Annotated in this window: 30 protein-coding genes and 1 pseudogene; 29 read left to right on the top strand and 2 right to left on the bottom strand. The window is 66.9% G+C overall.

Translation table 11 applies throughout. The features are described 5' to 3' along the window. Positions 1–171 precede the first annotated feature (171 nt). The 28 genes and pseudogenes from K3U93_RS25585 to rplO all read left to right on the top strand — a co-directional run. Positions 172–681, top strand: a pseudogene (locus K3U93_RS25585) (PE family protein); the annotation flags it as partial. Positions 682–745: 64 nt separating this feature from the next. Further along, entirely contained in the window at positions 746–982 is a 237-nt protein-coding gene (locus K3U93_RS04345) for a hypothetical protein (RefSeq protein WP_083009402.1), read from the top strand. Positions 983–1,280: 298 nt separating this feature from the next. Next, positions 1,281–1,427, top strand: coding sequence for a hypothetical protein (locus K3U93_RS04350; protein ID WP_220688620.1), 147 nt, complete (start codon positions 1,281–1,283; stop codon positions 1,425–1,427). A gap of 570 nt (positions 1,428–1,997) precedes the next feature. After that, positions 1,998–2,303, top strand: coding sequence for a 30S ribosomal protein S10 (gene rpsJ, locus K3U93_RS04355; RefSeq protein WP_003873519.1), 306 nt, complete (start codon positions 1,998–2,000; stop codon positions 2,301–2,303). A 14-nt stretch (positions 2,304–2,317) separates the two neighbouring features. Continuing rightward, on the top strand, positions 2,318–2,971 hold the full coding sequence (gene rplC / locus K3U93_RS04360) for a 50S ribosomal protein L3 (RefSeq protein ID WP_071511644.1): 654 nt from the start codon (positions 2,318–2,320) through the stop codon (positions 2,969–2,971). Continuing rightward, positions 2,971–3,636 carry a 50S ribosomal protein L4 gene (gene rplD, locus K3U93_RS04365; protein WP_071511645.1) on the top strand — a complete coding sequence of 222 codons (666 nt, stop codon included), beginning with the start codon at positions 2,971–2,973 and terminating at the stop codon, positions 3,634–3,636. The genes rplC and rplD overlap by 1 nt, the downstream gene beginning before the upstream one ends. Beyond that, a complete protein-coding gene (gene rplW, locus K3U93_RS04370; RefSeq protein ID WP_071511646.1) occupies positions 3,636–3,938 on the top strand; it encodes a 50S ribosomal protein L23 in 303 nt (100 codons plus the stop codon). The genes rplD and rplW overlap by 1 nt, the downstream gene beginning before the upstream one ends. Before the next feature lie 29 nt (positions 3,939–3,967). Beyond that, positions 3,968–4,810, top strand: coding sequence for a 50S ribosomal protein L2 (rplB, locus tag K3U93_RS04375; protein WP_071511647.1), 843 nt, complete (start codon positions 3,968–3,970; stop codon positions 4,808–4,810). 66 nt (positions 4,811–4,876) lie between these two features. Further along, positions 4,877–5,158: a 30S ribosomal protein S19 gene (gene rpsS, locus K3U93_RS04380; RefSeq protein ID WP_025738376.1), complete on the top strand. Its 282-nt coding sequence runs from the start codon at positions 4,877–4,879 to the stop codon at positions 5,156–5,158. Then, positions 5,155–5,712, top strand: a complete 558-nt coding sequence (gene rplV, locus K3U93_RS04385; RefSeq protein WP_071511648.1) for a 50S ribosomal protein L22 — start codon at positions 5,155–5,157, stop codon at positions 5,710–5,712. The genes rpsS and rplV overlap by 4 nt, the downstream gene beginning before the upstream one ends. Then, a complete protein-coding gene (gene rpsC / locus K3U93_RS04390; RefSeq protein WP_071511649.1) occupies positions 5,712–6,551 on the top strand; it encodes a 30S ribosomal protein S3 in 840 nt (279 codons plus the stop codon). The genes rplV and rpsC overlap by 1 nt, the downstream gene beginning before the upstream one ends. A gap of 3 nt (positions 6,552–6,554) precedes the next feature. After that, the gene (rplP, locus tag K3U93_RS04395) at positions 6,555–6,971 is read left to right on the top strand and encodes a 50S ribosomal protein L16 (RefSeq protein ID WP_071511650.1); all 417 of its coding nucleotides are present in this window, start codon (positions 6,555–6,557) and stop codon (positions 6,969–6,971) included. Then, positions 6,971–7,207 (top strand): 50S ribosomal protein L29, encoded by a 237-nt coding sequence (gene rpmC, locus K3U93_RS04400; protein WP_071511651.1) that lies wholly within the window; start codon positions 6,971–6,973, stop codon positions 7,205–7,207. The genes rplP and rpmC overlap by 1 nt, the downstream gene beginning before the upstream one ends. Then, positions 7,204–7,560 carry a 30S ribosomal protein S17 gene (rpsQ, locus tag K3U93_RS04405; RefSeq protein ID WP_139796764.1) on the top strand — a complete coding sequence of 119 codons (357 nt, stop codon included), beginning with the start codon at positions 7,204–7,206 and terminating at the stop codon, positions 7,558–7,560. The genes rpmC and rpsQ overlap by 4 nt, the downstream gene beginning before the upstream one ends. 156 nt (positions 7,561–7,716) lie before the next feature. Further along, positions 7,717–10,077 carry an arylsulfatase gene (locus K3U93_RS04410; protein WP_071511653.1) on the top strand — a complete coding sequence of 787 codons (2,361 nt, stop codon included), beginning with the start codon at positions 7,717–7,719 and terminating at the stop codon, positions 10,075–10,077. A gap of 162 nt (positions 10,078–10,239) precedes the next feature. Continuing rightward, positions 10,240–11,163: a DUF4436 domain-containing protein gene (locus K3U93_RS04415; protein WP_071511654.1), complete on the top strand. Its 924-nt coding sequence runs from the start codon at positions 10,240–10,242 to the stop codon at positions 11,161–11,163. Between the two features lie 34 nt (positions 11,164–11,197). After that, positions 11,198–12,082 (top strand): formylglycine-generating enzyme family protein, encoded by an 885-nt coding sequence (locus K3U93_RS04420; protein WP_071511758.1) that lies wholly within the window; start codon positions 11,198–11,200, stop codon positions 12,080–12,082. Positions 12,083–12,176: 94 nt separating this feature from the next. Further along, complete coding sequence (locus K3U93_RS04425) at positions 12,177–12,725, top strand: DinB family protein (RefSeq protein ID WP_071511655.1); 549 nt, start codon at positions 12,177–12,179, stop codon at positions 12,723–12,725. Between the two features lie 224 nt (positions 12,726–12,949). After that, on the top strand, positions 12,950–13,318 hold the full coding sequence (rplN, locus tag K3U93_RS04430) for a 50S ribosomal protein L14 (protein WP_003403649.1): 369 nt from the start codon (positions 12,950–12,952) through the stop codon (positions 13,316–13,318). Beyond that, complete coding sequence (rplX, locus tag K3U93_RS04435) at positions 13,319–13,636, top strand: 50S ribosomal protein L24 (RefSeq protein ID WP_071511656.1); 318 nt, start codon at positions 13,319–13,321, stop codon at positions 13,634–13,636. It abuts the gene before it with no gap. 1 nt (position 13,637) lies between these two features. Further along, positions 13,638–14,210, top strand: a complete 573-nt coding sequence (gene rplE / locus K3U93_RS04440) for a 50S ribosomal protein L5 (RefSeq protein ID WP_071511657.1) — start codon at positions 13,638–13,640, stop codon at positions 14,208–14,210. Positions 14,211–14,214: 4 nt separating this feature from the next. After that, complete coding sequence (locus tag K3U93_RS04445) at positions 14,215–14,400, top strand: type Z 30S ribosomal protein S14 (protein WP_071511658.1); 186 nt, start codon at positions 14,215–14,217, stop codon at positions 14,398–14,400. Between the two features lie 19 nt (positions 14,401–14,419). Continuing rightward, entirely contained in the window at positions 14,420–14,818 is a 399-nt protein-coding gene (gene rpsH, locus K3U93_RS04450) for a 30S ribosomal protein S8 (RefSeq protein WP_069399182.1), read from the top strand. Between the two features lie 12 nt (positions 14,819–14,830). After that, a complete protein-coding gene (gene rplF / locus K3U93_RS04455) occupies positions 14,831–15,370 on the top strand; it encodes a 50S ribosomal protein L6 (protein WP_071511659.1) in 540 nt (179 codons plus the stop codon). Positions 15,371–15,411: 41 nt separating this feature from the next. Next, positions 15,412–15,780, top strand: coding sequence for a 50S ribosomal protein L18 (rplR, locus tag K3U93_RS04460; RefSeq protein WP_139796774.1), 369 nt, complete (start codon positions 15,412–15,414; stop codon positions 15,778–15,780). Positions 15,781–15,802: 22 nt separating this feature from the next. Then, a complete protein-coding gene (rpsE, locus tag K3U93_RS04465) occupies positions 15,803–16,471 on the top strand; it encodes a 30S ribosomal protein S5 (RefSeq protein WP_071511661.1) in 669 nt (222 codons plus the stop codon). Further along, entirely contained in the window at positions 16,468–16,671 is a 204-nt protein-coding gene (rpmD, locus tag K3U93_RS04470) for a 50S ribosomal protein L30 (protein WP_071511662.1), read from the top strand. The genes rpsE and rpmD overlap by 4 nt, the downstream gene beginning before the upstream one ends. After that, positions 16,668–17,108: a 50S ribosomal protein L15 gene (gene rplO / locus K3U93_RS04475; RefSeq protein ID WP_071511663.1), complete on the top strand. Its 441-nt coding sequence runs from the start codon at positions 16,668–16,670 to the stop codon at positions 17,106–17,108. The genes rpmD and rplO overlap by 4 nt, the downstream gene beginning before the upstream one ends. An 89-nt stretch (positions 17,109–17,197) precedes the next feature. On the opposite strand, the gene K3U93_RS04480 is transcribed toward rplO, so the two are convergent. Then, positions 17,198–18,124 carry an LLM class flavin-dependent oxidoreductase gene (locus tag K3U93_RS04480; protein ID WP_071511664.1) on the bottom strand — a complete coding sequence of 309 codons (927 nt, stop codon included), beginning with the start codon at positions 18,122–18,124 and terminating at the stop codon, positions 17,198–17,200. 33 nt (positions 18,125–18,157) lie between these two features. Between K3U93_RS04480 and sppA the strand changes: the two genes are divergently transcribed. Then, positions 18,158–19,948: a signal peptide peptidase SppA gene (gene sppA / locus K3U93_RS04485; protein ID WP_071511665.1), complete on the top strand. Its 1,791-nt coding sequence runs from the start codon at positions 18,158–18,160 to the stop codon at positions 19,946–19,948. On the opposite strand, the gene K3U93_RS04490 is transcribed toward sppA, so the two are convergent. Next, positions 19,945–20,859 (bottom strand): class I SAM-dependent methyltransferase, encoded by a 915-nt coding sequence (locus K3U93_RS04490; RefSeq protein WP_071511666.1) that lies wholly within the window; start codon positions 20,857–20,859, stop codon positions 19,945–19,947. The genes sppA and K3U93_RS04490 overlap by 4 nt on opposite strands. Position 20,860 lies beyond the last annotated feature (1 nt).

Raw genomic sequence — 20,860 nt, forward strand, 5'->3', positions numbered from 1 at the left:
GCGGTCAACGCGCCGTTTGTCGACCTGTTCGGGCGCGATCTGATCGGCAATGGCGTCAACTACTACACCGGCGCCAACACCACGTTGTTCGGTAGTTTCGGGTACTCCGGCAACCTCGGCGATGGCGGCTTCCTGTTCGGTGATGGTGGCGCTGGAGCGGCCGGCACTGCCGCTCACACAGCCGGTTGGGCCGGCGGCTCGGCGGGGATGATCGGCAACGGCGGCACGGGCGGAATCGGTGCGGCCAGCGCCACATCCGTGGGTGGTGCTGGCGGCCTCGGCGGCACCGGGGGCTGGCTGTTCGGTGACGGCGGCGCCGGCGGCATGGGCGGCGTCGGCGGCGCGGGCATCGCTGTCGGTGAGCCCGGTGGCCACGGCGGCAATGGCGGCTTCGGTGGCTGGCTGTTCGGCAACGGCGGCACCGGCGGTCAAGGCGGCCAGGGCGGTGATGGCACAGGTACGTTGTCTGGTCGAGGCGGTGCCGGCGGCGCGGGCGGTACTGGCGGTATAAGCGGGATGCTGATCGGTAACGGCGGCAGCGGCGGTGCCGGCGGTGATGGCGGCGTCGGCACTACCGGCGGTGCTGGTGGTAGAGGCGGCACTTTCGGTATCGGCGGGCTCTTCGGGCAATCCGGCACGATCGGCGCCAACGGCGAGGCCGGCAGCACGCCGGACGACTGATGTCCAAGTAGGCGATTGACGCCTTTGCTGTGATCGATCCCCGTGCCCCGCATCTGCGACACGCATGGTTGACGGCGCCGTCGTCAACGATCGCGATCGCAGCGACGCCATGCGATTCCGGGTGAACTTGCGATCAGCTGCTGGCATTGCGGCGGCCGAATCCACCGCATCCCTCAAGCCCTCACTGCTGCAGAACCTTCCGTCGCTGGTGTCGAATCTTCCGTCGATCTTGAGCAGCTTTGGCGCAGTGGTGGCATCCCAGGCGGGGTTGCTGATTTCCAACCTCCTGAAGCTGCTCTGAGTCCGGCGGCGGTCACCGATGCTGCGAGCCGGTGACCACCAACGGCGATGGCCCCCTTCTTTTCCAAGGAGGGGGCCATCGTTATCGGTGTGCCCTTTTGGCTAGGCGTGCATTCGCATACCGCAACCATCGACCGGTCCGTTTTCCCTACCAAGAACGCTGGCCGAACAGACCTACCCGCTGACGGTCGACTTTGTGGCCAACAGGGAGCCGAGTTGCGAGTTGACCTTCGAGCAGCCCAAAGCGTGTTCGGTGATGGTGGCACAGAAGCGGCCGGCACTGCCGCTCATACAGCCGGTTGGGCCGGCGGCTCGGCGGTGATGGCGGCGTCGGCACTACCGGCGGTGCTGGTGGTAGAGGCGGCACTTTCGGTATCGGCGGGCTCTTCGGGCAATCCGGCACGGTCGGCGCCAACGGCGAGGCCGGCAGCACGCCGGACGACTGATGTCCAAGTAGGCGATTGACGCCTTTGCTGTGATCGATGCCCGTGCCCCGCATCTGCGACACGCATGGTTGACGGCGCCGTCGTCAACGAGCGCGATCGCAGCGACGCCATGCGATTCCGGGTGAACTTGCGATCAGCTGCTGGCATTGCGGCGGCCGAATCCACCGCATCCCTCAAGCCCTCAAGATGATCCCTGACTAGGGCGTTAACGGGTCGGTGAATCCGAGGGTCGGCGGTTTGCCCGAGATTTGGCCTTAATTTTGTTCAGGCCACGATCTGAGGCATACTGTTCGGGTTGCCTTGCGCCAGGTTTGCGCCTGGCCAGGCATACGACCAGCGCCAAACGGGCGCGTCCGGTCCCATCCTTGGAGCGCGACCAATTTCGGCCGCGAACGAGGCTGCGTAAGGGTGACACACCCGACCGCGGGGACCGGTGGACCACGACAGGTAAACAGCGGCGCAGTATCCGGCGCGACGCTCGAACGGCCCCAGTTGGGCCGGGCGAGTTGGCGCGCCGGGGGCACCAGGTTCCGGACACGGACCATTAAGTGGAGTGAGGGTAGGAGAAGCGTGGCGGGACAGAAGATCCGCATCAGGCTTAAGGCCTACGACCATGAGGCCATCGACGCATCGGCGCGTAAGATCGTCGAGACCGTCGTTCGCACGGGTGCCAGCGTCGTAGGTCCGGTGCCGCTGCCGACCGAGAAGAACGTGTATTGCGTCATCCGCTCTCCGCATAAGTACAAGGACTCGCGGGAGCACTTCGAAATGCGGACGCACAAGCGGTTGATCGACATCCTCGATCCCACGCCGAAGACCGTCGACGCACTCATGCGCATCGACCTTCCGGCCAGCGTCGACGTCAACATCCAGTAGGAGATTCCAGAGCAATGGCGCGAAAGGGCATTCTCGGTACCAAGCTGGGCATGACGCAGGTATTCGACGAAAACAACAGGGTCGTCCCGGTGACGGTGGTCAAGGCCGGGCCGAACGTGGTGACCCGCATCCGCACGCCGGAGCGCGACGGCTACAGCGCCGTGCAGCTGGCATACGGTGAGATCAGTCCGCGCAAGGTCAACAAGCCGGTGACCGGTCAGTACACCGCCGCGGGCGTCAACCCGCGCCGGTACCTGGCCGAACTGCGCCTGGACAACCCGGACGCGGCTGCCGAGTACGAGGTCGGCCAGGAGCTGACGGCCGAGATCTTCGCCGATGCCACCTACGTCGACGTGACCGGTACCTCCAAGGGCAAGGGCTTCGCCGGCACCATGAAGCGGCACGGTTTCCGCGGTCAGGGCGCCAGCCACGGCGCCCAGGCGGTGCACCGCCGTCCGGGTTCCATCGGTGGCTGCGCCACCCCGGCGCGGGTCTTCAAGGGCACCCGGATGGCCGGCCGCATGGGCAACGACCGGGTGACCGTGCAGAACCTGTTGGTGCACAAGGTCGATACCGAGAACGGCGTGCTGCTGATCAAGGGCGCGATCCCCGGCCGCACCGGTGGACTCGTGATGGTGCGCAGTGCGATCAAACGAGGTGAGAAGTGATGGCTGCCGAGAAGGCACTGAAAATTGAGGTGAAGACGCCCGACGGCAAGGTCGACGGCTCCATCGAGCTGCCGGCCGAATTGTTCGACGCCCCCGCCAATATCGCGCTGATGCACCAGGTGGTCACCGCGCAACGGGCGGCGGCCCGCCAGGGCACGCACTCGACCAAGACGCGTGGCGACGTCAGCGGCGGTGGCCGCAAACCTTACCGCCAGAAGGGAACCGGACGCGCCCGGCAGGGTTCGACGCGCGCGCCGCAGTTCACCGGCGGTGGCGTCGTGCACGGCCCCAAGCCGCGCGACTACAGCCAGCGCACGCCCAAGAAGATGATCGCCGCGGCGTTGCGCGGGGCGCTATCCGACCGGGCGCGCAACGGGCGCATCCACGCGGTCACCGAGCTGGTCGCGGGCCAGACGCCGTCGACCAAGAGCGCCAAGGCATTTCTGGGCACCTTGACGGATCGCAAGCAGGTGCTGGTGGTCATCGGCCGCAGCGACGAGACGGGCGTGAAAAGCGTGCGCAACCTGCCCGGCGTGCACGTCCTGACGCCCGACCAGCTCAACACCTATGATGTGCTGCGCTCCGACGACGTGGTGTTTTCCGTCGAGGCGCTCAATGCCTATATAGCCGCAAATACCGCTTCCCACGAGGAGGTTTCGGCCTGATGGCGACCGTTACCGATCCCCGTGACATCATCCTGGCGCCGGTCATCTCCGAGAAGTCCTACGCGCTGCTCGACGACAACGTGTACACCTTTGTGGTGCACCCCGATTCGAACAAGACGCAGATCAAGATCGCCGTCGAGAAGATCTTTTCCGTCAAGGTCGCATCGGTGAACACCGCGAATCGGCAGGGCAAGCGCAAGCGCACCCGGACCGGATTCGGTAAGCGCAAGAGCACCAAGCGCGCCATCGTCACCCTGGCGCCGGGCAGCAAGCCGATCGACCTGTTCGGAGCGCCGGCCTAGCCGAGCGCGAGAGAAAGACCTGAGTAGACATGGCAATTCGCAAGTACAAGCCCACGACGCCCGGTCGTCGCGGCGCCAGCGTGTCCGATTTCGCCGAGATCACCCGTTCGGAGCCGGAAAAGTCGTTGGTGCGCCCGCTGCACGGTCATGGTGGACGCAATGCGCACGGCCGGATCACCACCCGTCACAAGGGCGGCGGCCACAAGCGGGCCTACCGGGTGATCGACTTCCGCCGCAACGACAAGGACGGCGTCAACGCGAAGGTCGCGCACATCGAGTACGACCCGAACCGCACCGCCAACATCGCGCTGCTCCACTTCCTAGACGGGGAGAAGCGCTACATCATTGCCCCGCAAGGACTTTCGCAGGGCGATGTGGTGGAGTCGGGCGCCAACGCCGACATCAAGCCGGGCAACAACCTGCCGCTGCGCAACATCCCCGCCGGCACCCTGGTCCACGCGGTGGAGCTGCGGCCGGGCGGTGGTGCCAAGCTGGCCCGCTCGGCCGGGTCGAGCATCCAGCTGTTGGGCAAGGAGGGCGCCTACGCGTCGCTGCGCATGCCCAGCGGCGAGATCCGCCGCGTCGACGTGCGCTGCCGCGCAACCGTCGGCGAGGTGGGCAACGCCGAGCAGGCAAACATCAACTGGGGCAAGGCCGGTCGCATGCGGTGGAAGGGCAAGCGCCCGTCGGTCCGCGGTGTGGTCATGAACCCGGTGGATCACCCGCACGGCGGTGGTGAGGGTAAGACCTCGGGTGGGCGGCACCCAGTCAGCCCGTGGGGCAAGCCCGAGGGCCGCACCCGCCATCCCAACAAGGCCAGTAACAAGCTCATCGTCCGGCGCCGGCGCACCGGCAAGAAGCACTCGCGGTAGCCCGGCGACGATGCAAAGCGCAGCGATGAGGAGAAGCCGGGCAATGGGACTTAGGAGCAGCCACAGATGCCACGCAGCCTGAAGAAGGGTCCGTTCGTCGACGACCACCTGCTCAAGAAGGTCGACGTACAGAACGAGAAGAACAGCAAGCAGGTCATCAAGACCTGGTCGCGTCGGTCGACGATCATTCCGGACTTCATCGGCCACACCTTTGCCGTGCACGACGGGCGCAAGCACGTCCCGGTGTTCGTCACCGAGGCCATGGTGGGCCACAAGCTCGGCGAGTTCGCGCCGACGCGCACCTTCAAGGGGCACATCAAGGACGATCGGAAGGCCAAGCGCCGATGACCACAACTGAGTTTCCGTCGGCGTTCCCATCGGCAACAGCCAAGGCCCGGTTCGTGCGGGTGTCGCCGAGAAAGGCTCGCCGCGTGATCGATCTGGTGCGTGGCAGGTCCGTTGCCGACGCGCTCGACATCCTGCGCTGGGCGCCGCAGGCCGCCAGCGAGCCCGTCGCCAAGGTGATCGCCAGCGCCGCGGCCAACGCGCAGAACAACAACGGCCTGGACCCGTCGACCCTGGTGGTCGCCACGGTCTACGCCGACGAGGGCCCGACCGCCAAGCGGATCCGCCCGCGCGCCCAGGGCCGCGCGTTCCGGATCCGCAGGCGCACCAGCCACATCACGGTCGTGGTGGAAAGCCGGCCGGCCAAGGACGAGCGGTCGGCGAAGTCGGCGAGGGCCCGTCGCGCCGAGGCCAGCAAGGCCGCGGCGAAGGCTGGACCCGGTTCCCCGAAATCCGCTGCGGCCAAGAAGGCGCCCGCCAAGAAGGCGCCGGCCAAATCCGCGGAAGCCGGCACGGCACCTGCTGAGACTTCGGAAGCGAAGGGAGGCTCAGACTAGTGGGCCAGAAGATCAATCCGCACGGCTTTCGGCTGGGCATCACCACGGACTGGAAGTCTCGCTGGTACGCCGACAAGCAGTACGCCGAGTACGTCAAGGAAGACGTCGCGATCCGTCGGCTGCTGTCCACCGGGCTGGAGCGCGCGGGTATCGCCGACGTGGAGATCGAGCGCACCCGCGACCGGGTCCGCGTGGACATCCACACCGCCCGTCCCGGGATCGTCATCGGCCGCCGCGGCACCGAGGCCGACCGGATTCGTGCCGACCTGGAAAAGCTGACCGGCAAGCAGGTCCAGCTCAACATTCTCGAGGTCAAAAACCCCGAGGCGCAAGCGCAATTGGTCGCCCAGGGGGTGGCCGAGCAGCTGAGCAACCGGGTGGCGTTCCGCCGCGCGATGCGCAAGGCCATCCAGTCGGCGATGCGTCAACCCAACGTCAAGGGCATCCGGGTGCAGTGCTCCGGCCGCCTCGGCGGCGCCGAGATGAGCCGCTCGGAGTTCTACCGCGAGGGCCGCGTCCCGCTGCACACCCTGCGCGCCGACATCGACTATGGCCTCTACGAGGCCAAGACCACCTTCGGCCGGATCGGCGTGAAGGTGTGGATCTACAAGGGCGACATCGTCGGCGGCAAGCGCGAATTGGCCGCCGCCGCGCCGGCGGGCGCCGACCGTCCGCGCCGCGAGCGGCCGTCGGGCACCCGTCCGCGGCGCAGCGGCGCGTCGGGAACCACGGCCACCAGCACCGAGGCTGGGCGGGCCGCGGGCGGTGAGGAAAGTTTAGCGACGGCGGCAGAGGGTGGCGCCGCGCCCGCCGTCGAACCGCAGAGCACGGAGAGCTGAATCATGTTGATTCCCCGCAAGGTTAAGCACCGCAAGCAGCACCATCCCCGCCAGCGCGGCATCGCCAGCGGTGGCACGGAGGTGAACTTCGGCGACTATGGCATCCAGGCGCTCGAGCACGCCTACGTCACCAACCGGCAGATCGAGTCGGCTCGTATCGCCATCAACCGGCACATCAAGCGTGGCGGCAAGGTGTGGATCAATGTCTTCCCGGACCGCCCGCTGACCAAGAAGCCCGCCGAAACCCGGATGGGTTCGGGTAAGGGCTCCCCGGAGTGGTGGGTGGTCAACGTCAAGCCGGGCCGGGTGCTGTTCGAGCTCAGCTACCCCAACGAATCGGTGGCCCGGGCGGCGCTCACCCGCGCGATCCACAAGTTGCCGATCAAGGCACGCATCGTGACCCGAGAGGATCAGTTCTGATGGCAGTGGGAGTTTCGCCTGGCGAACTGCGTGAGCTCACCGACGAGGAGCTGATCGAGCGCCTGCGCGAATCCAAGGAGGAGCTGTTCAACCTGCGCTTCCAGATGGCGACCGGACAGCTCAACAACAACCGCCGGCTCCGCATGGTGCGTCGGGAAATCGCGCGCGTCTACACCGTGCTGCGTGAACGCGAACTGGGCCTGGCGACCGGGCCCGACGGAAACAAGGAATCGTGATGGCAGAAGCCAAGACCGCATCGAAGGCGGCGCCCAAGGCCGCTCCCAAGGATGCCGCGTCAAAAGACAAGGGCCCCAAGAACACTCCGCGCGTTCCCAAGGAGCGCGGCCGGCGCAAGGTGCGTATCGGTTATGTGGTGAGCGACAAAATGGAAAAGACCATCGTGGTCGAGCTGGAAGACCGCATGCGTCACCCGCTGTACGGCAAGATCATTCGCACCACCAAGAAAGTCAAGGCGCACGACGAGAACAGCACCGCCGGCATCGGCGACCGCGTCTCGCTGATGGAGACTCGTCCGCTGTCGGCGACCAAACGCTGGCGGTTGGTCGAGATCTTGGAGAAGGCCAAGTAGAGGCGAAGTAACGGCCAGGTGGCCTGCCAGTAGCCTCAAACAGTAAAAATCGCCCGGAACCAGGAGGTTTCGGGCGATTTTGCTGTTTGGCCTGACCGCGGGTGTAATCTGCACGCGACGTTCGGCTGGACGTCCACGACGAGATGAAGGCTGACGATGGCGGCAGAATCGACGGAATTTCAGGGCACGATCGAGCTCGACATTCGCGACTCGGAGCCGGACTGGGGCCCATACGCCGCACCGACCGCGCCGGAGAACGCACCGAACGTCCTCTACCTCGTCTGGGACGACACCGGCATCGCCACCTGGGACTGCTTCGGCGGCCTGGTCGAGATGCCCGCCATGACCCGGATCGCCGAGCGCGGCGTGCGATTGTCGCAGTTTCACACCACCGCACTGTGCTCACCGACCAGGGCATCCTTGCTGACCGGTCGCAACGCCACCACCGTCGGCATGGCCACCATCGAGGAATTCACCGACGGGTTCCCGAACTGCAACGGACGGATCCCGGCCGACACCGCGCTGATCTCCGAGGTGCTCGCCGAATCCGGTTACAACACTTACTGTGTCGGCAAGTGGCACCTGACACCACTCGAAGAGGCCAATCTGGCGTCGACAAAACGGCATTGGCCAACCTCGCGCGGCTTCGAGCGCTTCTACGGCTTCATGGGCGGCGAGACCGACCAGTGGTATCCCGACCTGGTGTACGACAACCACCCGGTAAACCCGCCGGGCACACCGGAAGACGGCTACCACCTTTCGAAGGACATCGCCGACAAGACAATCGAATTCATTCGCGACGCCAAGGTGATCGCGCCGGACAAACCATGGTTCAGCTATGTGTGCCCCGGCGCCGGCCACGCGCCGCATCACGTCTTCAAGGAGTGGGCGGACAAATATGCGGGCCGGTTCGACATGGGTTACGAGCGTTACCGCGAGATCGTGTTGGAAAAGCAGAAGTCGCTGGGGATCGTCCCGCCGGACACCGAGCTGTCGCCCGTCAACCCGTATGCGGACGTCACGGGACCGCAGGGCGAGCCCTGGCCGCTGCTGGACACGGTGCGGCCCTGGGACTCGCTGGGCGACGAAGAGAAGAAGCTGTTTAGCCGGATGGCCGAGGTATTCGCCGGCTTCCTGAGCTACACCGACGCCCAGATCGGCCGCATCCTGGATTATCTCGAGGAATCCGGTCAGCTGGACAACACCATCATCGTGGTGATCTCTGACAACGGCGCCAGCGGTGAGGGCGGGCCCAACGGATCGGTGAACGAAGGCAAGTTCTTCAACGGCTACATCGACACCGTCGAAGAGAGCATGAAGCTGTTCAACCAGCTCGGCGGGCCGGAGACCTACAACCATTACCCGATCGGCTGGGCGATGGCCTTCAACACGCCCTACAAGCTCTACAAGCGCTATGCCTCCCACGAGGGCGGTATCGCCGACACGGCAATCATCGCGTGGTCCAACGGAATTGCGGCCCACGGCGAGGTCCGCGACAACTACGTCAATGTCTGCGACATCACGCCGACCGTCTACGACCTGCTGGGCATTACCCCACCGGAAACCGTCAAGGGCATCCCGCAGAAACCGCTGGACGGCGTGAGTTTCAAAGCGGCCCTTGAAGATCCGAACGCCGACACCGGCAAGCACACCCAGTTCTACACCATGCTGGGCACCCGCGGGATCTGGCATGAGGGCTGGTTCGCCAACACCATCCATGCGGCCACACCGGCCGGCTGGTCGCACTTCGAGGCCGACCGCTGGGAGCTTTACCACATCGAGGCCGACCGCAGCCAATGCCACGACCTGGCCGCCGAACACCCCGACAAACTCGAGGAACTCAAGGCGCTGTGGTTCGCCGAGGCGGCCAAATACAACGGTCTGCCGCTGTCGGACCTGAACATCGTGGAAACGATGATGCGCTCGAGGCCCTACTTGGTCGGCGAACGACCCAGCTACGTCTACTATCCCGACTGCGCCGACGTCGGCGTCGGCGCCGCCGCCGAGATCCGCGGCCGGTCGTTCTCGGTGCTGGCCGACGTGACCGTCGATACCACCGGCGCCGAAGGTGTGTTGTTCAAGCAGGGCGGCGCCCACGGCGGGCACGTGCTGTTCATCCAGGACGGACGCCTGAACTACGTCTACAACTTCCTCGGTGAGCGCCAGCAGCTGGTTTCCTCGTCCGGGCCGGCGCCGTTGGGCAGACACGTGTTCGGCGTTACCTATTCGCGGACGGGCACGGTGGAGAACAGCCACACGCCGCTCGGTGACCTCACGCTGTTCGTCGACGACGAGGCGGTCGGCACGCTGGTAGACGTGCTGACACACCCCGGAACGTTCGGGTTGGCGGGGGCGGGCATCACCGTCGGGCGCAACGGCGGTTCGGGAGTATCGAACCGCTACAAGGCGCCGTTCACGTTCACCGGCGGCACCATCGCCGAGGTCACCGTCGACTTTTCGGGCAGGCCTTACGAGGACGTGGAAAAAGAACTCGCGCTTGCATTTTCGCGTGACTGAACTGCCGGCGCGCCCGGTGTGCGGGTTCCGGGCGTGGCCGGCACGCGCGAACGCAAGGATCGTCCTTGTGGTCATCGCGTGAAAAGCCGTCCTCTCAAGGCGATCCGCTGCTAGCATCTGACCACCCAGCTACCGCAGGGCTTCTGTACTGGAGGATGACCAATGACTACTGAGGCTCCGCCGCCGGCGCCGCCCGGGGAGCGAGGGCGGCAAATCGCGGTCGCTTTCGCGATTCTCGTGGCCATCATCGTTGTCTACGTCCTATCCCTGATCGCCGTGCACCTGTTGGCCAAGTCGGCACCTCCGCTGCCCGCGGTGGACCTGAGCAAGGTCGAGGCCGAGGACAGCGTCGTGCAGGTGCGTCTGGAGAAGCTGGATACCGTCGCAAACCGCTTGACCGTGAATGTTCTTGTCTATCCGAAAGATTCGCTGTACGACAAGAACCTCGGGGTGCTCACCACCGACGCGGCCGTGCGGCTGTATCCGGAGAACGACCTGGGCGACCTGCAGTACCCGGTCGGTAAGGCGCCGGCGCAAGTCAGCACCACCATCGAGGCGCACGGCGATCCCGGTAACTGGCCGTTCGACGCGTACAAGACGGAGGTGATCGCGGCCGACGTGTTCACCGGTACCGGCCAAAGCCGGGAAAAGACAGCCGCCCGTGTCGAAGTGACCGGGAAGCTGGACGGCTGGGACGCGACCGCCACCCGCGTGCATGACCCCGAGGATTCCAGCCCGGATGTCCAGGACGACGTGATCATCACCCTGCACAGATCCAAGGGCCCGCTGATCTTCGACTTTGGAATCTGCCTGGTTCTCATCGCCCTGCCCGCGCTGGCATTATGGGTGGCCATTCCCATGGCCTTGGGCAAGACCTCGTTCTTGCCACCGTTCATCACGTGGTATGCCGCGATGCTGTTCGCCATCGTCCCGCTGCGCAACATCCTGCCGGGCAGCCCACCATTCGGTTCGTGGATCGACCAAGCCATCGTGCTGTGGGTGTTGATCGGCCTGGTCGCCGCGATGACCCTGTTCCTGGTCGCATGGTGGCGAAACCGGGATCGAAAGCAGCCGAAGAAGGCCTGATACCGGGCCGCGCGGGTCGTCATACCCTGAAGTGGTGCTTACCGAGTTGGTCGACCTGCCGGGTGGATCGTTCCGCATGGGTTCGACGAGCTTTTACCCGGAAGAGGCGCCGATCCATACCGTGACCGTGGGTCCGTTCGCGGTAGAGCGGCACCCGGTGACCAATGCGCAGTTCGCCGAATTCGTCGCCGCCACAGGCTATGTGACGGTCGCCGAGCAACCGATCGACCCGGCGCTGTACCCCGGCGCGGATCCCGAAGACCTGTGTCCGGGCGCTATGGTCTTCCGCCCGACGCCGGGCCCGGTCGATCTGCGTGACTGGCGGCAATGGTGGGACTGGGCGCCCGGCGCGAGCTGGCGTCATCCGTTCGGGCTGGACAGCGAGGTCGCGGACCGCGCCGATCACCCCGTCGTGCAGGTGGCATACCCCGACGCCGCGGCCTACGCGCGCTGGGCCGGGCGGCGGCTGCCGACCGAGGCCGAGTGGGAGTATGCGGCCCGCGCCGGAAGCACCACCACCTACTCGTGGGGCGACGAGGCGGCCCCCGACGGTCAACTGATGGCCAACACCTGGCAGGGCAAGTTCCCCTACCGCAACGACGGCGCGCTCGGCTGGGTGGGAACGTCGCCCGTGGGCACCTTTCCGGCCAACGGGTTCGGACTGGTCGACATGATCGGCAACGTCTGGGAGTGGACCGCCACCGAGTTTTCCGCGCACCACCGGCTCGATCGGCCGCCGAAAGCCTGTTGCACCCCAGCGGGTCCCGCCGATCCGAGCGTCAGCCAGACGTTGAAGGGCGGTTCGCACCTGTGCGCGCCGGAGTATTGCCACCGCTACCGGCCGGCCGCGCGGTCACCGCAATCGCAGGACACCGCGACGACCCACATCGGGTTTCGGTGCGTGGTCGGCCTGGCATAGCCCCGAGCGTGCGCAGTTGTACGTCATTGCCGGCGTGTCGGTGTACAGACACGCACGCTCGCGGAAAAGGCCAAGCCCGGCGGAAAATATTCACATGCCCGCATCGGATCGCGGCGAGCGACTCCCGCCGCTGGCCGCCGAAGATCACGCCTGCGATGTGTGCGCGTTGGTTTACCCGCAGATTCGGATCGACGACGCGGTCAACGTCATCGCCGGGCTGCCGGGCGCCGTCCGGGAGGCGGTCAGCGCAATCCCGCCCGGGATGCGCAGGGCACGGCCTGGCCCGGACGTGTGGTCGGTGAGCGAGTACGTCTGCCACCTGCGCGACGTCTACGTCACCTTCACCATCCGGCTGCACCGCATCCGCACCGAGCACCGGCCCGCCCTGGAGCCGATGTTCAACGATTTGCGGGCTCGCCGTTTCCGGTACAACGACTGCGACCTCGCCGCCACGCTCGACGAGCTGGCGGCGGCTGCGGCGGGTTTCCGCGATGAAGTCGCGCGCACGGGGGAACGCGACTGGGATCGCGTGGGTACCCGTTTGCCGGGCGAGCAGCGCACCGCGCGCTGGGTGGTACGTCAGGCGATGCACGAAGGCATCCACCACCTCGGCGACATCCGGAGAATCGGTGAAGCGCTGTGACCGTGCGACCGGAATTTGGCTCTGAGCTGCTTGTCCCCTAGACTCTAGGGGTTGCCTTGGGCAGACCTCGGTCGGTGCGCGTAAGCATATCGGCCCCGCGTGCCCTTCGGTGACGACCGCTTTGCAAGACCACGCACGTCAGGTTTTTTGGTGGGCATTGATTTTGGAGGTTCACCAAGCCGGTTCCTCCTGCCGTGCACACGTGAACCAGGTCAGGAGATCGAGTGATTCAGCAGGAATCGCGGCTGAAGGTCGCCGATAACACCGGCGCCAAGGAGATCTTGTGCATCCGGGTGCTCGGCGGTTCGTCGCGACGCTACGCCGGCATCGGTGACGTCATCGTCGCCACCGTCAAGGACGCCATTCCCGGCGGCAACGTCAAGCGGGGCGACGTCGTCAAGGCCGTCGTGGTGCGCACCGTCAAGGAGCGCAGGCGTCCCGACGGCAGCTACATCAAGTTTGACGAGAACGCCGCGGTGATCATCAAGCCCGATAACGATCCTCGCGGCACGCGCATTTTCGGGCCGGTCGGCCGCGAACTGCGCGAGAAGCGGTTCATGAAGATCATCTCGCTGGCCCCGGAGGTGTTGTAGATGAAGGTGCACAAGGGCGACACCGTCCTGGTCATCGCCGGCAAAGACAAAGGGGCCAAGGGCAAGGTCTTGCAGGCTTACCCGGACCGTAACCGGGTGCTGGTCGAGGGCGTCAACCGGATCAAGAAGCACACCGCGATTTCGACCAACCAGCGCGGAGCCAAGTCGGGTGGGATCGTCACCCAGGAAGCCCCGATCCACGTCTCCAACGTGATGGTGGTCGACTCGGACGGCAAGCCCACCCGAATCGGCTACCGGTTAGACGAGGAGACCGGCAAGCGGGTCCGCGTCTCCAAGCGCAACGGCAAGGACATCTAGCATGACCACAACAGAGGACAGTGTGAAGGTGCGGCCGCGCTTGAAAGAGCGCTACCGCAACGAGATTCGGGACGCGTTGCACAAGCAGTTCGGCTACCGCAACGTCATGCAGATCCCGACCGTGACGAAGGTCGTCGTCAACATGGGAGTCGGCGAGGCAGCCCGCGACGCCAAGCTGATCAACGGCGCGGTCAACGACCTGGCGCTGATCACCGGGCAACGGCCCGACATCCGCCGGGCGCGGAAGTCCATAGCGCAGTTCAAATTGCGCGAGGGCATGCCGATCGGTGCCCGGGTCACCTTGCGCGGAGACCGAATGTGGGAATTCCTCGACCGCCTCACGTCGATCGCGCTGCCCCGTATCCGCGACTTCCGCGGGCTTTCGCCCAAGCAGTTCGACGGTTCCGGCAACTACACCTTCGGACTGGCCGAACAATCGGTGTTCCACGAGATCGACGTGGACAAGATCGACCGCGTCCGCGGCATGGACATCAACGTCGTCACCTCGGCGACGACCGACGACGAGGGACGAGCGCTGTTGCGGGCCCTCGGCTTTCCGTTCAAGGAGAACTGACTAGATGGCTAAGAAGGCACTGGTTAACAAGGCGGCACGGAAGCCCCGCTTCGCGGTGCGCGCCTACACCCGCTGCAGCAAGTGCGGACGCCCGCGGGCGGTCTACCGCAAGTTCGGGCTGTGCAGGATCTGCCTGCGCGAGATGGCGCACGCGGGGGAGCTGCCCGGCGTGCAGAAGAGCAGCTGGTGACGGGCGCAGGGATAAAACCATGACGATGACGGACCCGATCGCGGACTTCTTGACCCGTCTGCGCAACGCCAATTCGGCGTATCACGACGAGGTGACCTTGCCGCACTCCAAGCTCAAGGCCAACATCGCCCAGATCCTCAAGAGCGAGGGCTACATCAGCGACTTCCGGACCGAAGACGCCCGGGTCGGCAAGTCGCTGGTCGTCCAGCTCAAGTACGGGCCCAGCCGGGAGCGCAGCATCGCCGGTTTGCGCCGGGTGTCCAAGCCGGGGTTGCGGGTGTACGCGAAATCCACCAACCTGCCGCGGGTGCTCGGCGGCCTGGGCGTGGCGATCATCTCGACGTCGTCGGGCCTGCTGACCGACCGTCAGGCAGCTAGACAGGGCGTGGGCGGCGAAGTCCTCGCATATGTCTGGTGAAAGGGGGCAACCATGTCGCGCATTGGTAAGCAGCCGATTCCGGTTCCCGCCGGAGTCGACGTAACGATCGACGGGCAGAACGTCTCGGTGAAGGGGCCCAAGGGTACCTTGGATTTGACTGTCGCCGAGCCGATTACGGTGGCGCGCAGCGAAGACGGTGCGATCGTCGTCGCCCGTCCCGACGACGAGCGGCGCAGCCGCTCGCTGCACGGGCTGTCGCGCACCCTGGTGTCCAATCTGGTCACCGGTGTGACGCAGGGTTACACCACCAAGATGGAGATCTTCGGCGTCGGCTACCGCGTGCAGCTCAAGGGCTCCAACCTCGAGTTCGCCCTGGGCTACAGCCATCCCGTGGTAATCGAGGCCCCCGAGGGCATCACGTTCGCGGTCCAGTCGCCAACGAAGTTCACGATCTCCGGGATCGACAAACAGAAGGTCGGCCAGGTCTCGGCGAACATCCGCCGCCTGCGTCGTCCCGACCCCTATAAGGGCAAGGGCGTGCGCTACGAGGGCGAGCAGATCCGCCGCAAGGTCGGAAAGACGGGTAAGTAGTCATGGCGCAATCACAGACTGACACCGCCGCGCGAAAGCCATTGGGGCAGAGCGTGTCCGCCGCGCGGCGGATCTCTCGGCTGCGCAGGCACGCGCGGCTGCGCAAGAAGATCTCGGGCACCGCGGCGCGCCCACGGCTGGTGGTGCACCGGTCCGCGCGGCACATTCACGTGCAACTGGTCAACGACGAAAGCGGCACCACGCTGGCGGCCGCGTCGTCGATCGAGGCCGACGTGCGCGGCCTGGAGGGCGACAAGAAGGCGCACAGCGTGCGGGTGGGCCAGTTGATCGCCGAGCGTGCCAAGGCCGCCGGCATCGACAGCGCGGTGTTCGACCGCGGCGGATACACCTACGGCGGGCGGATCGCGGCGCTGGCCGACGCCGCACGCGAGAACGGATTGAATTTCTGATGACAACTGGAAGGACCGCATAATGGCGGAACAGCCAGCGGGCGCCTCGGACGGCCGCGATACCCGCGGTGACCGGGAGGGTCGGGGCCGGCGCGACGGCGGCCGCGGCCGCGACCGAGACGGCGAGAAGAGCAACTACCTGGAACGGGTCGTCGCCATCAACCGCGTCTCCAAGGTGGTCAAGGGTGGCCGCCGATTCAGCTTCACCGCTTTGGTCATCGTGGGTGACGGCAACGGCATGGTCGGCGTCGGCTACGGCAAGGCCAAGGAGGTGCCGGCCGCCATCGCCAAGGGCGTCGAGGAGGCGCGCAAGGGCTTCTTCCGGGTTCCGTTGATCGGCGGCACCATCACGCATCCGGTGCAGGGCGAGGCGGCCGCCGGCGTGGTGCTGTTGCGCCCCGCCAGCCCGGGTACCGGTGTGATCGCCGGTGGCGCGGCGCGTGCGGTGCTGGAATGCGCTGGGGTGCACGACATCCTGGCCAAGTCGCTGGGCAGCGACAACGCGATCAACGTGGTGCACGCCACCGTCGCCGCGCTCAAGCTGCTGCAGCGTCCCGAGGAGGTGGCCGCGCGCCGCGGGCTGCCGATCGAGGACGTCGCCCCGGCCGGGATGCTCAAGGCGCGACGGGAAAGCGACGCGCTGGCCAGTGCGGCGGCACGAGAGGCACAGACTTCGGGGGCGCAACCATGAGCACTCAGCTCAAGATCACCCAGGTGCGCAGCACGATCGGGGCACGCTGGAAGCAGCGTGAGAGCCTTCGCACCCTGGGCCTGCGGCGGATTCGCCATTCGGTGATCCGCGAGGACAACCCCCAGACCCGCGGGCTGATCGCGGTGGTGAGCCACCTGGTCGAGGTGGAGCCGGCCGAAACCGGAGGGAAGAGCCAGTGACGATCAAGCTGCACGATCTACGGCCCGCGCCCGGGTCGAAAACCGCCCGCACGCGGGTCGGCCGGGGTGACGGTTCCAAGGGCAAGACCGCGGGCCGGGGCACCAAGGGCACCAAGGCGCGCAAGAACGTGCCGGTGACCTTCGAGGGCGGGCAGATGCCGATCCACATGCGGCTGCCCAAGCTCAAGGGATTCCGGAATCGGTTCCGCACCGAATACGAGATCGTCAACGTCGGCGACATCAACCGGCTGTTCCCCCAGGGCGGCGCCATCGGGATCGACGACCTGGTGGCCAAGGGCGCGGTGCGCAAGAACTCTCTGGTCAAGGTCCTCGGCGACGGCGACCTGACCGTCAAGGCCGACGTGTCCGCGCACAAGTTCAGCGGCAGCGCCCGCGAGAAGATCACCGCCGCGGGCGGCTCGGCGACCGAACTCTAGTACCGCGAGCAGACGCAGAATCGCACGCCGCTGCGCGGATTCGTGCGATTCTGCGTCTGCTCGCCGGGGGGGAGAGGGGCCTCGCGGCACTACGCGAGCCGCGGAATCACCTCTGCGGCAAGGCGTTCCATCTGCTCGCGGTTCTCGGCGACGCTACCGCCGACGGGGTTGAGCAGCAGCATCTCGGCGCCGGCGTCGATCACCCCATGTAGCCCGCGCGCGACGTCGTCGGGTGTGCCCGACACCGGAACCGAGTCGAGGCCGGGCATCGCGCCGTAAATGCGCCGCAGCCCGGCGAGCACACGCTCGCGGGCCCGCGCCGCGTCGTCGTCGACCATCAAGTAGACCCGCTTGCCAATGGTGAAGCGCGCGGGGTCTTTCCGCTGTTCCTCCAGTTCACGGCGCACCACGGTGACGGCCCCGGCAAACGCCTCTGTGGTCGACGAGCCCGCACCCAAAAACGAATCACCGTGGCGCACCGCCCTGGCCAGCGCCTTGGGGGCGAGGCCACCGAACCAGATCGGCGGACGCGGCCGCTGCACCGGCTTGGGCTGGATGGGAAGGTCGTCGACGTCGCGGAACCGGCCGTGAAACGTCACCCTGGGCTCGTCGGACCAGGCCGCCTTCATCAGCTCCAGGCCCTCGGTGAAATACGAGATGTACGTGGCCTTTTCGACGCCGAAGGCGGCGAATCGGCGGGAGCCGCCGCCGGAGCCGACACCGATGTCCAGGCGGCCGTGGCTGAGCCGGTCGACGGCGGTCGCGGCCGAGGCCAGCTGCAGCGGATCGTGCAACGACGTCACCAGCACGGCGACCCCCAGGCGCAGCCGCTCGGTGCAGGCCGCGCAGTAGGCCAGCAGCTCCAGCGGCGCCAGCAGCGGTGCCTCCCCGATGGTCTGCTCGAGCACCCAGCCGCCCTCGAACCCGAGCTCCTCGGCGCGCGTGAGATATGAGCGCAGGCCGGGGGCGTCGAAACCCTCAGCGTCGAGTTGGGGGATGGCGATCGAGAACCTCACGCCACCACCGTACGGTAGGTACGCTGGGCGGATATGTTCGCCTTTCTGCCCTCGATTCCCGGCCTGTTAAACAGGGTTGACGACGTTCGCGCCCTGGCCACCCGGGTCGACACCGCCCGCCACCACGGCGTCCCCAACGGTTGCGTGCTCGAGTTCGACCTGCGCTCGGTGCCGCCGGAGACGACCGGGTTTGACCCGCTGGCGCTTATCACCGGGGCCGGCCGGCCGATGGCGCTGCGCGACGCCGTCGCCGCGATCCACCGCGCCGCCGAGGACCCCCGGGTCGCCGGGCTGATCGCCCGCGTGCAGCTTGCGGCGGCGCCGCCGGCGGCGGTCCAGGAGCTGCGGGAAGCGATCGCGGCGTTCAGCGCCGTCAAGCCGTCACTGGCCTGGGCCGAAAACTATCCGGGCACCCTGTCCTACTACCTGGCCTCGGCGTTCGGTGAGGTGTGGATGCAGCCCTCGGGAAGCGTCGGGCTGGTCGGCTTCGCCAGCAACGCCACGTTCCTGCGCGACGCGCTCGACAAGGCGGGGATCGAAGCGCAATTCGTCGCGCGCGGCGAATACAAGTCGGCGGCAAACCTTTTCACCGAAGATGGCTTCACCGACGCCCACCGCGAGGCCGTCACCCGGATGCTGGAAAGCCTGCAAGAACAGGTGTGGCAGGCCGTCGCCGAATCACGCAAGATCGATTCCGCTGCGCTCGACGCGCTGGCCGACCGGGCCCCGCTCCTGCGCGACGACGCGGCGGCCTCGGGTCTGGTCGACCGGATCGGCTTCCGCGACGAAGCCTATGCCCGCATGGCCGAACTGGTTGGAGTGAAAGACGTTTCGGACGAGGACGATCGTCCGCCTCGGCTGTACCTGGCGCGTTACGCCGGCGCGGCCCGGTCGTGGCTGGCCCCGCCCGTGCCGCCGGTTCCCGGCCGCCGGATCAAGCCGACGGTCGCCGTGGTGACCGTCGACGGCGCGATCGTCAACGGGCGTGGCGGGCCCCACTTTCTGCCGCTGGGGACTTCCACCGCCGGGGGTGACACCATCGCGGCGGCGCTGCGGGAGGCCGCCGCCGACGATTCGGTGTCCGCGATTGTGTTGCGGGTGGACAGCCCCGGCGGCTCGGTCACGGCGTCGGAAACCATTTGGCGCGAAGTGAAAAGGGCCCGCGAGCGCGGCAAGCCGGTGGTGGCGTCGATGGGTGCCGTCGCCGCCTCCGGCGGCTACTACGTCGCGGTGAGCGCCGACGCGATCGTGGCCAATCCGGGCACGATCACCGGCTCGATCGGTGTGATCACCGGCAAGCTGATCGTTCGCGAGCTGAAGGGCCGCCTGGGTGTCGGGTCGGATACCGTGCGTACCAACGCCAATGCCGACGCCTGGTCGGTCGACGCGCCGTTCACGCCCGAGCAGCGGGCGCATCGGGAGGCCGAGGCGGACCTGTTCTACACCGACTTCGTCGAACGCGTCGCCGAGGGCCGCAACCTGAGCGCCGATGCGGTGAATCGCGTTGCGCGGGGGCGGGTCTGGACCGGCGCCGACGCCCTCGAGCGCGGCCTGGTCGACGAACTCGGCGGGTTCCGGACCGCCGTGCGCCGGGCCAAGGTCCTGGCCGGGCTGGACGAGGACGCCGAGGTCCGCATCGTCGGCTATCCGGGTTCCTCGCTGCTGGACATGGTGCGGCCCCGAGCCTCGTCGCAGCCGGCCGCCGCGTCGCTGCCGGATGCGTTGGGGGCGCTGCTCGGCCGGTCGATCGCCACGATCCTGGACAACGCCGAGCAGACGTTGAGCGGCGCGACCGCGCTGTGGCTGGGGGAGTCGCGGCTCTAACCGGTGAGGCTGCCGCCGATGAAGATGATTTCGCCGAGCGGGTCGTCGTGCTCCGGGGCGGGCACTTCGATGTCGTGGCGCTCGAACAGTTCCGTTCGGGTCACCCCCTCGACATCCCATCCCTTGGTGCCGAGATAGTCGACGACGTGGTTGCGCTCGCCGGCATAGACCAGCGAGGCCATGTCGATGTCCACGCCGTGGTCGCGGAACGAACCGGACATCTCCCGCACCCGCTCGGCGTCGAAATCCACGATGCCGGGCACGAATTCGGTGGCGATCGTGCTGCCCGGGGCGCTGAGCGCGGTGATGTTGTCGAACAGCCGGTCCTGGGCCTCGGGTGGCAGGTAGATCAGCAGGCCTTCCGCCAACCATGCGGTCGGTGCCGCCGTGTCCAGTCCGGCCGCCTTCAGCGCGGCCGGCCAGTCCCCGCGCAGATCGATCGCGATGGCGCGCCGGGGTGCGGTAGGTTCGGCGCCGATGCCGGCCAGCGTGGTCGTCTTGAACTCGATCACCCGCGGCTGGTCGATCTCGTAGACGACCGTGCCGTGCGGCCACGGCAACCGGTAGGCGCGCGAGTCCAACCCGGACGCGAGGATCACCGCCTGCCTGATGCCCGCCCTCGTCGCGGCCAGGAAGTAATCGTCGAAGTACTTGGTGCGCACCGCCATTCCGTCGATCATCGCCTGCATGCGCACCGACGACGCGTTCTCGATCTCGTCGAGATCGAGAACGCCGTCCATCATCTTGGTGAAGAAATCCACGCCCACCGCGCGCACCAGCGGTTCGGCGAATGGATCGTCGATCAAACCGCGAGGGTCCTTCGTCGCCATCGCGCGCCCGGCCGCGACCATCGTCGCGGTCGCGCCCACGCTGGACGCCAGGTCCCAGTCGTCGTCGTGAGCGCGTGGCATG

It is taken from the genome of Mycobacterium malmoense (assembly GCF_019645855.1).
Taxonomy (GTDB): Bacteria; Actinomycetota; Actinomycetes; order Mycobacteriales; family Mycobacteriaceae; genus Mycobacterium; species Mycobacterium malmoense.

Bases quoted from the DNA above. Each gene is read 5' to 3' on its own strand.
- K3U93_RS04345 (WP_083009402.1), top strand. From the start codon at position 746: ATGGTTGACGGCGCCGTCGTCAACGATCGCGATCGCAGCGACGCCATG.
- rplC (WP_071511644.1), top strand. From the start codon at position 2,318: ATGGCGCGAAAGGGCATTCTCGGTACCAAGCTGGGCATGACGCAGGTA.
- rplD (WP_071511645.1), top strand. From the start codon at position 2,971: ATGGCTGCCGAGAAGGCACTGAAAATTGAGGTGAAGACGCCCGACGGC.
- rplW (WP_071511646.1), top strand. From the start codon at position 3,636: ATGGCGACCGTTACCGATCCCCGTGACATCATCCTGGCGCCGGTCATC.
- rplB (WP_071511647.1), top strand. From the start codon at position 3,968: ATGGCAATTCGCAAGTACAAGCCCACGACGCCCGGTCGTCGCGGCGCC.
- rpsS (WP_025738376.1), top strand. From the start codon at position 4,877: ATGCCACGCAGCCTGAAGAAGGGTCCGTTCGTCGACGACCACCTGCTC.
- rplV (WP_071511648.1), top strand. From the start codon at position 5,155: ATGACCACAACTGAGTTTCCGTCGGCGTTCCCATCGGCAACAGCCAAG.
- rplP (WP_071511650.1), top strand. From the start codon at position 6,555: ATGTTGATTCCCCGCAAGGTTAAGCACCGCAAGCAGCACCATCCCCGC.
- rpmC (WP_071511651.1), top strand. From the start codon at position 6,971: ATGGCAGTGGGAGTTTCGCCTGGCGAACTGCGTGAGCTCACCGACGAG.
- K3U93_RS04410 (WP_071511653.1), top strand. From the start codon at position 7,717: ATGGCGGCAGAATCGACGGAATTTCAGGGCACGATCGAGCTCGACATT.
- K3U93_RS04415 (WP_071511654.1), top strand. From the start codon at position 10,240: ATGACTACTGAGGCTCCGCCGCCGGCGCCGCCCGGGGAGCGAGGGCGG.
- K3U93_RS04425 (WP_071511655.1), top strand. From the start codon at position 12,177: ATGCCCGCATCGGATCGCGGCGAGCGACTCCCGCCGCTGGCCGCCGAA.
- rplX (WP_071511656.1), top strand. From the start codon at position 13,319: ATGAAGGTGCACAAGGGCGACACCGTCCTGGTCATCGCCGGCAAAGAC.
- rplE (WP_071511657.1), top strand. From the start codon at position 13,638: ATGACCACAACAGAGGACAGTGTGAAGGTGCGGCCGCGCTTGAAAGAG.
- K3U93_RS04445 (WP_071511658.1), top strand. From the start codon at position 14,215: ATGGCTAAGAAGGCACTGGTTAACAAGGCGGCACGGAAGCCCCGCTTC.
- rpsH (WP_069399182.1), top strand. From the start codon at position 14,420: ATGACGATGACGGACCCGATCGCGGACTTCTTGACCCGTCTGCGCAAC.
- rplF (WP_071511659.1), top strand. From the start codon at position 14,831: ATGTCGCGCATTGGTAAGCAGCCGATTCCGGTTCCCGCCGGAGTCGAC.
- rpsE (WP_071511661.1), top strand. From the start codon at position 15,803: ATGGCGGAACAGCCAGCGGGCGCCTCGGACGGCCGCGATACCCGCGGT.
- rpmD (WP_071511662.1), top strand. From the start codon at position 16,468: ATGAGCACTCAGCTCAAGATCACCCAGGTGCGCAGCACGATCGGGGCA.
- sppA (WP_071511665.1), top strand. From the start codon at position 18,158: ATGTTCGCCTTTCTGCCCTCGATTCCCGGCCTGTTAAACAGGGTTGAC.
- K3U93_RS04490 (WP_071511666.1), bottom strand. From the start codon at position 20,859: ATGCCACGCGCTCACGACGACGACTGGGACCTGGCGTCCAGCGTGGGC.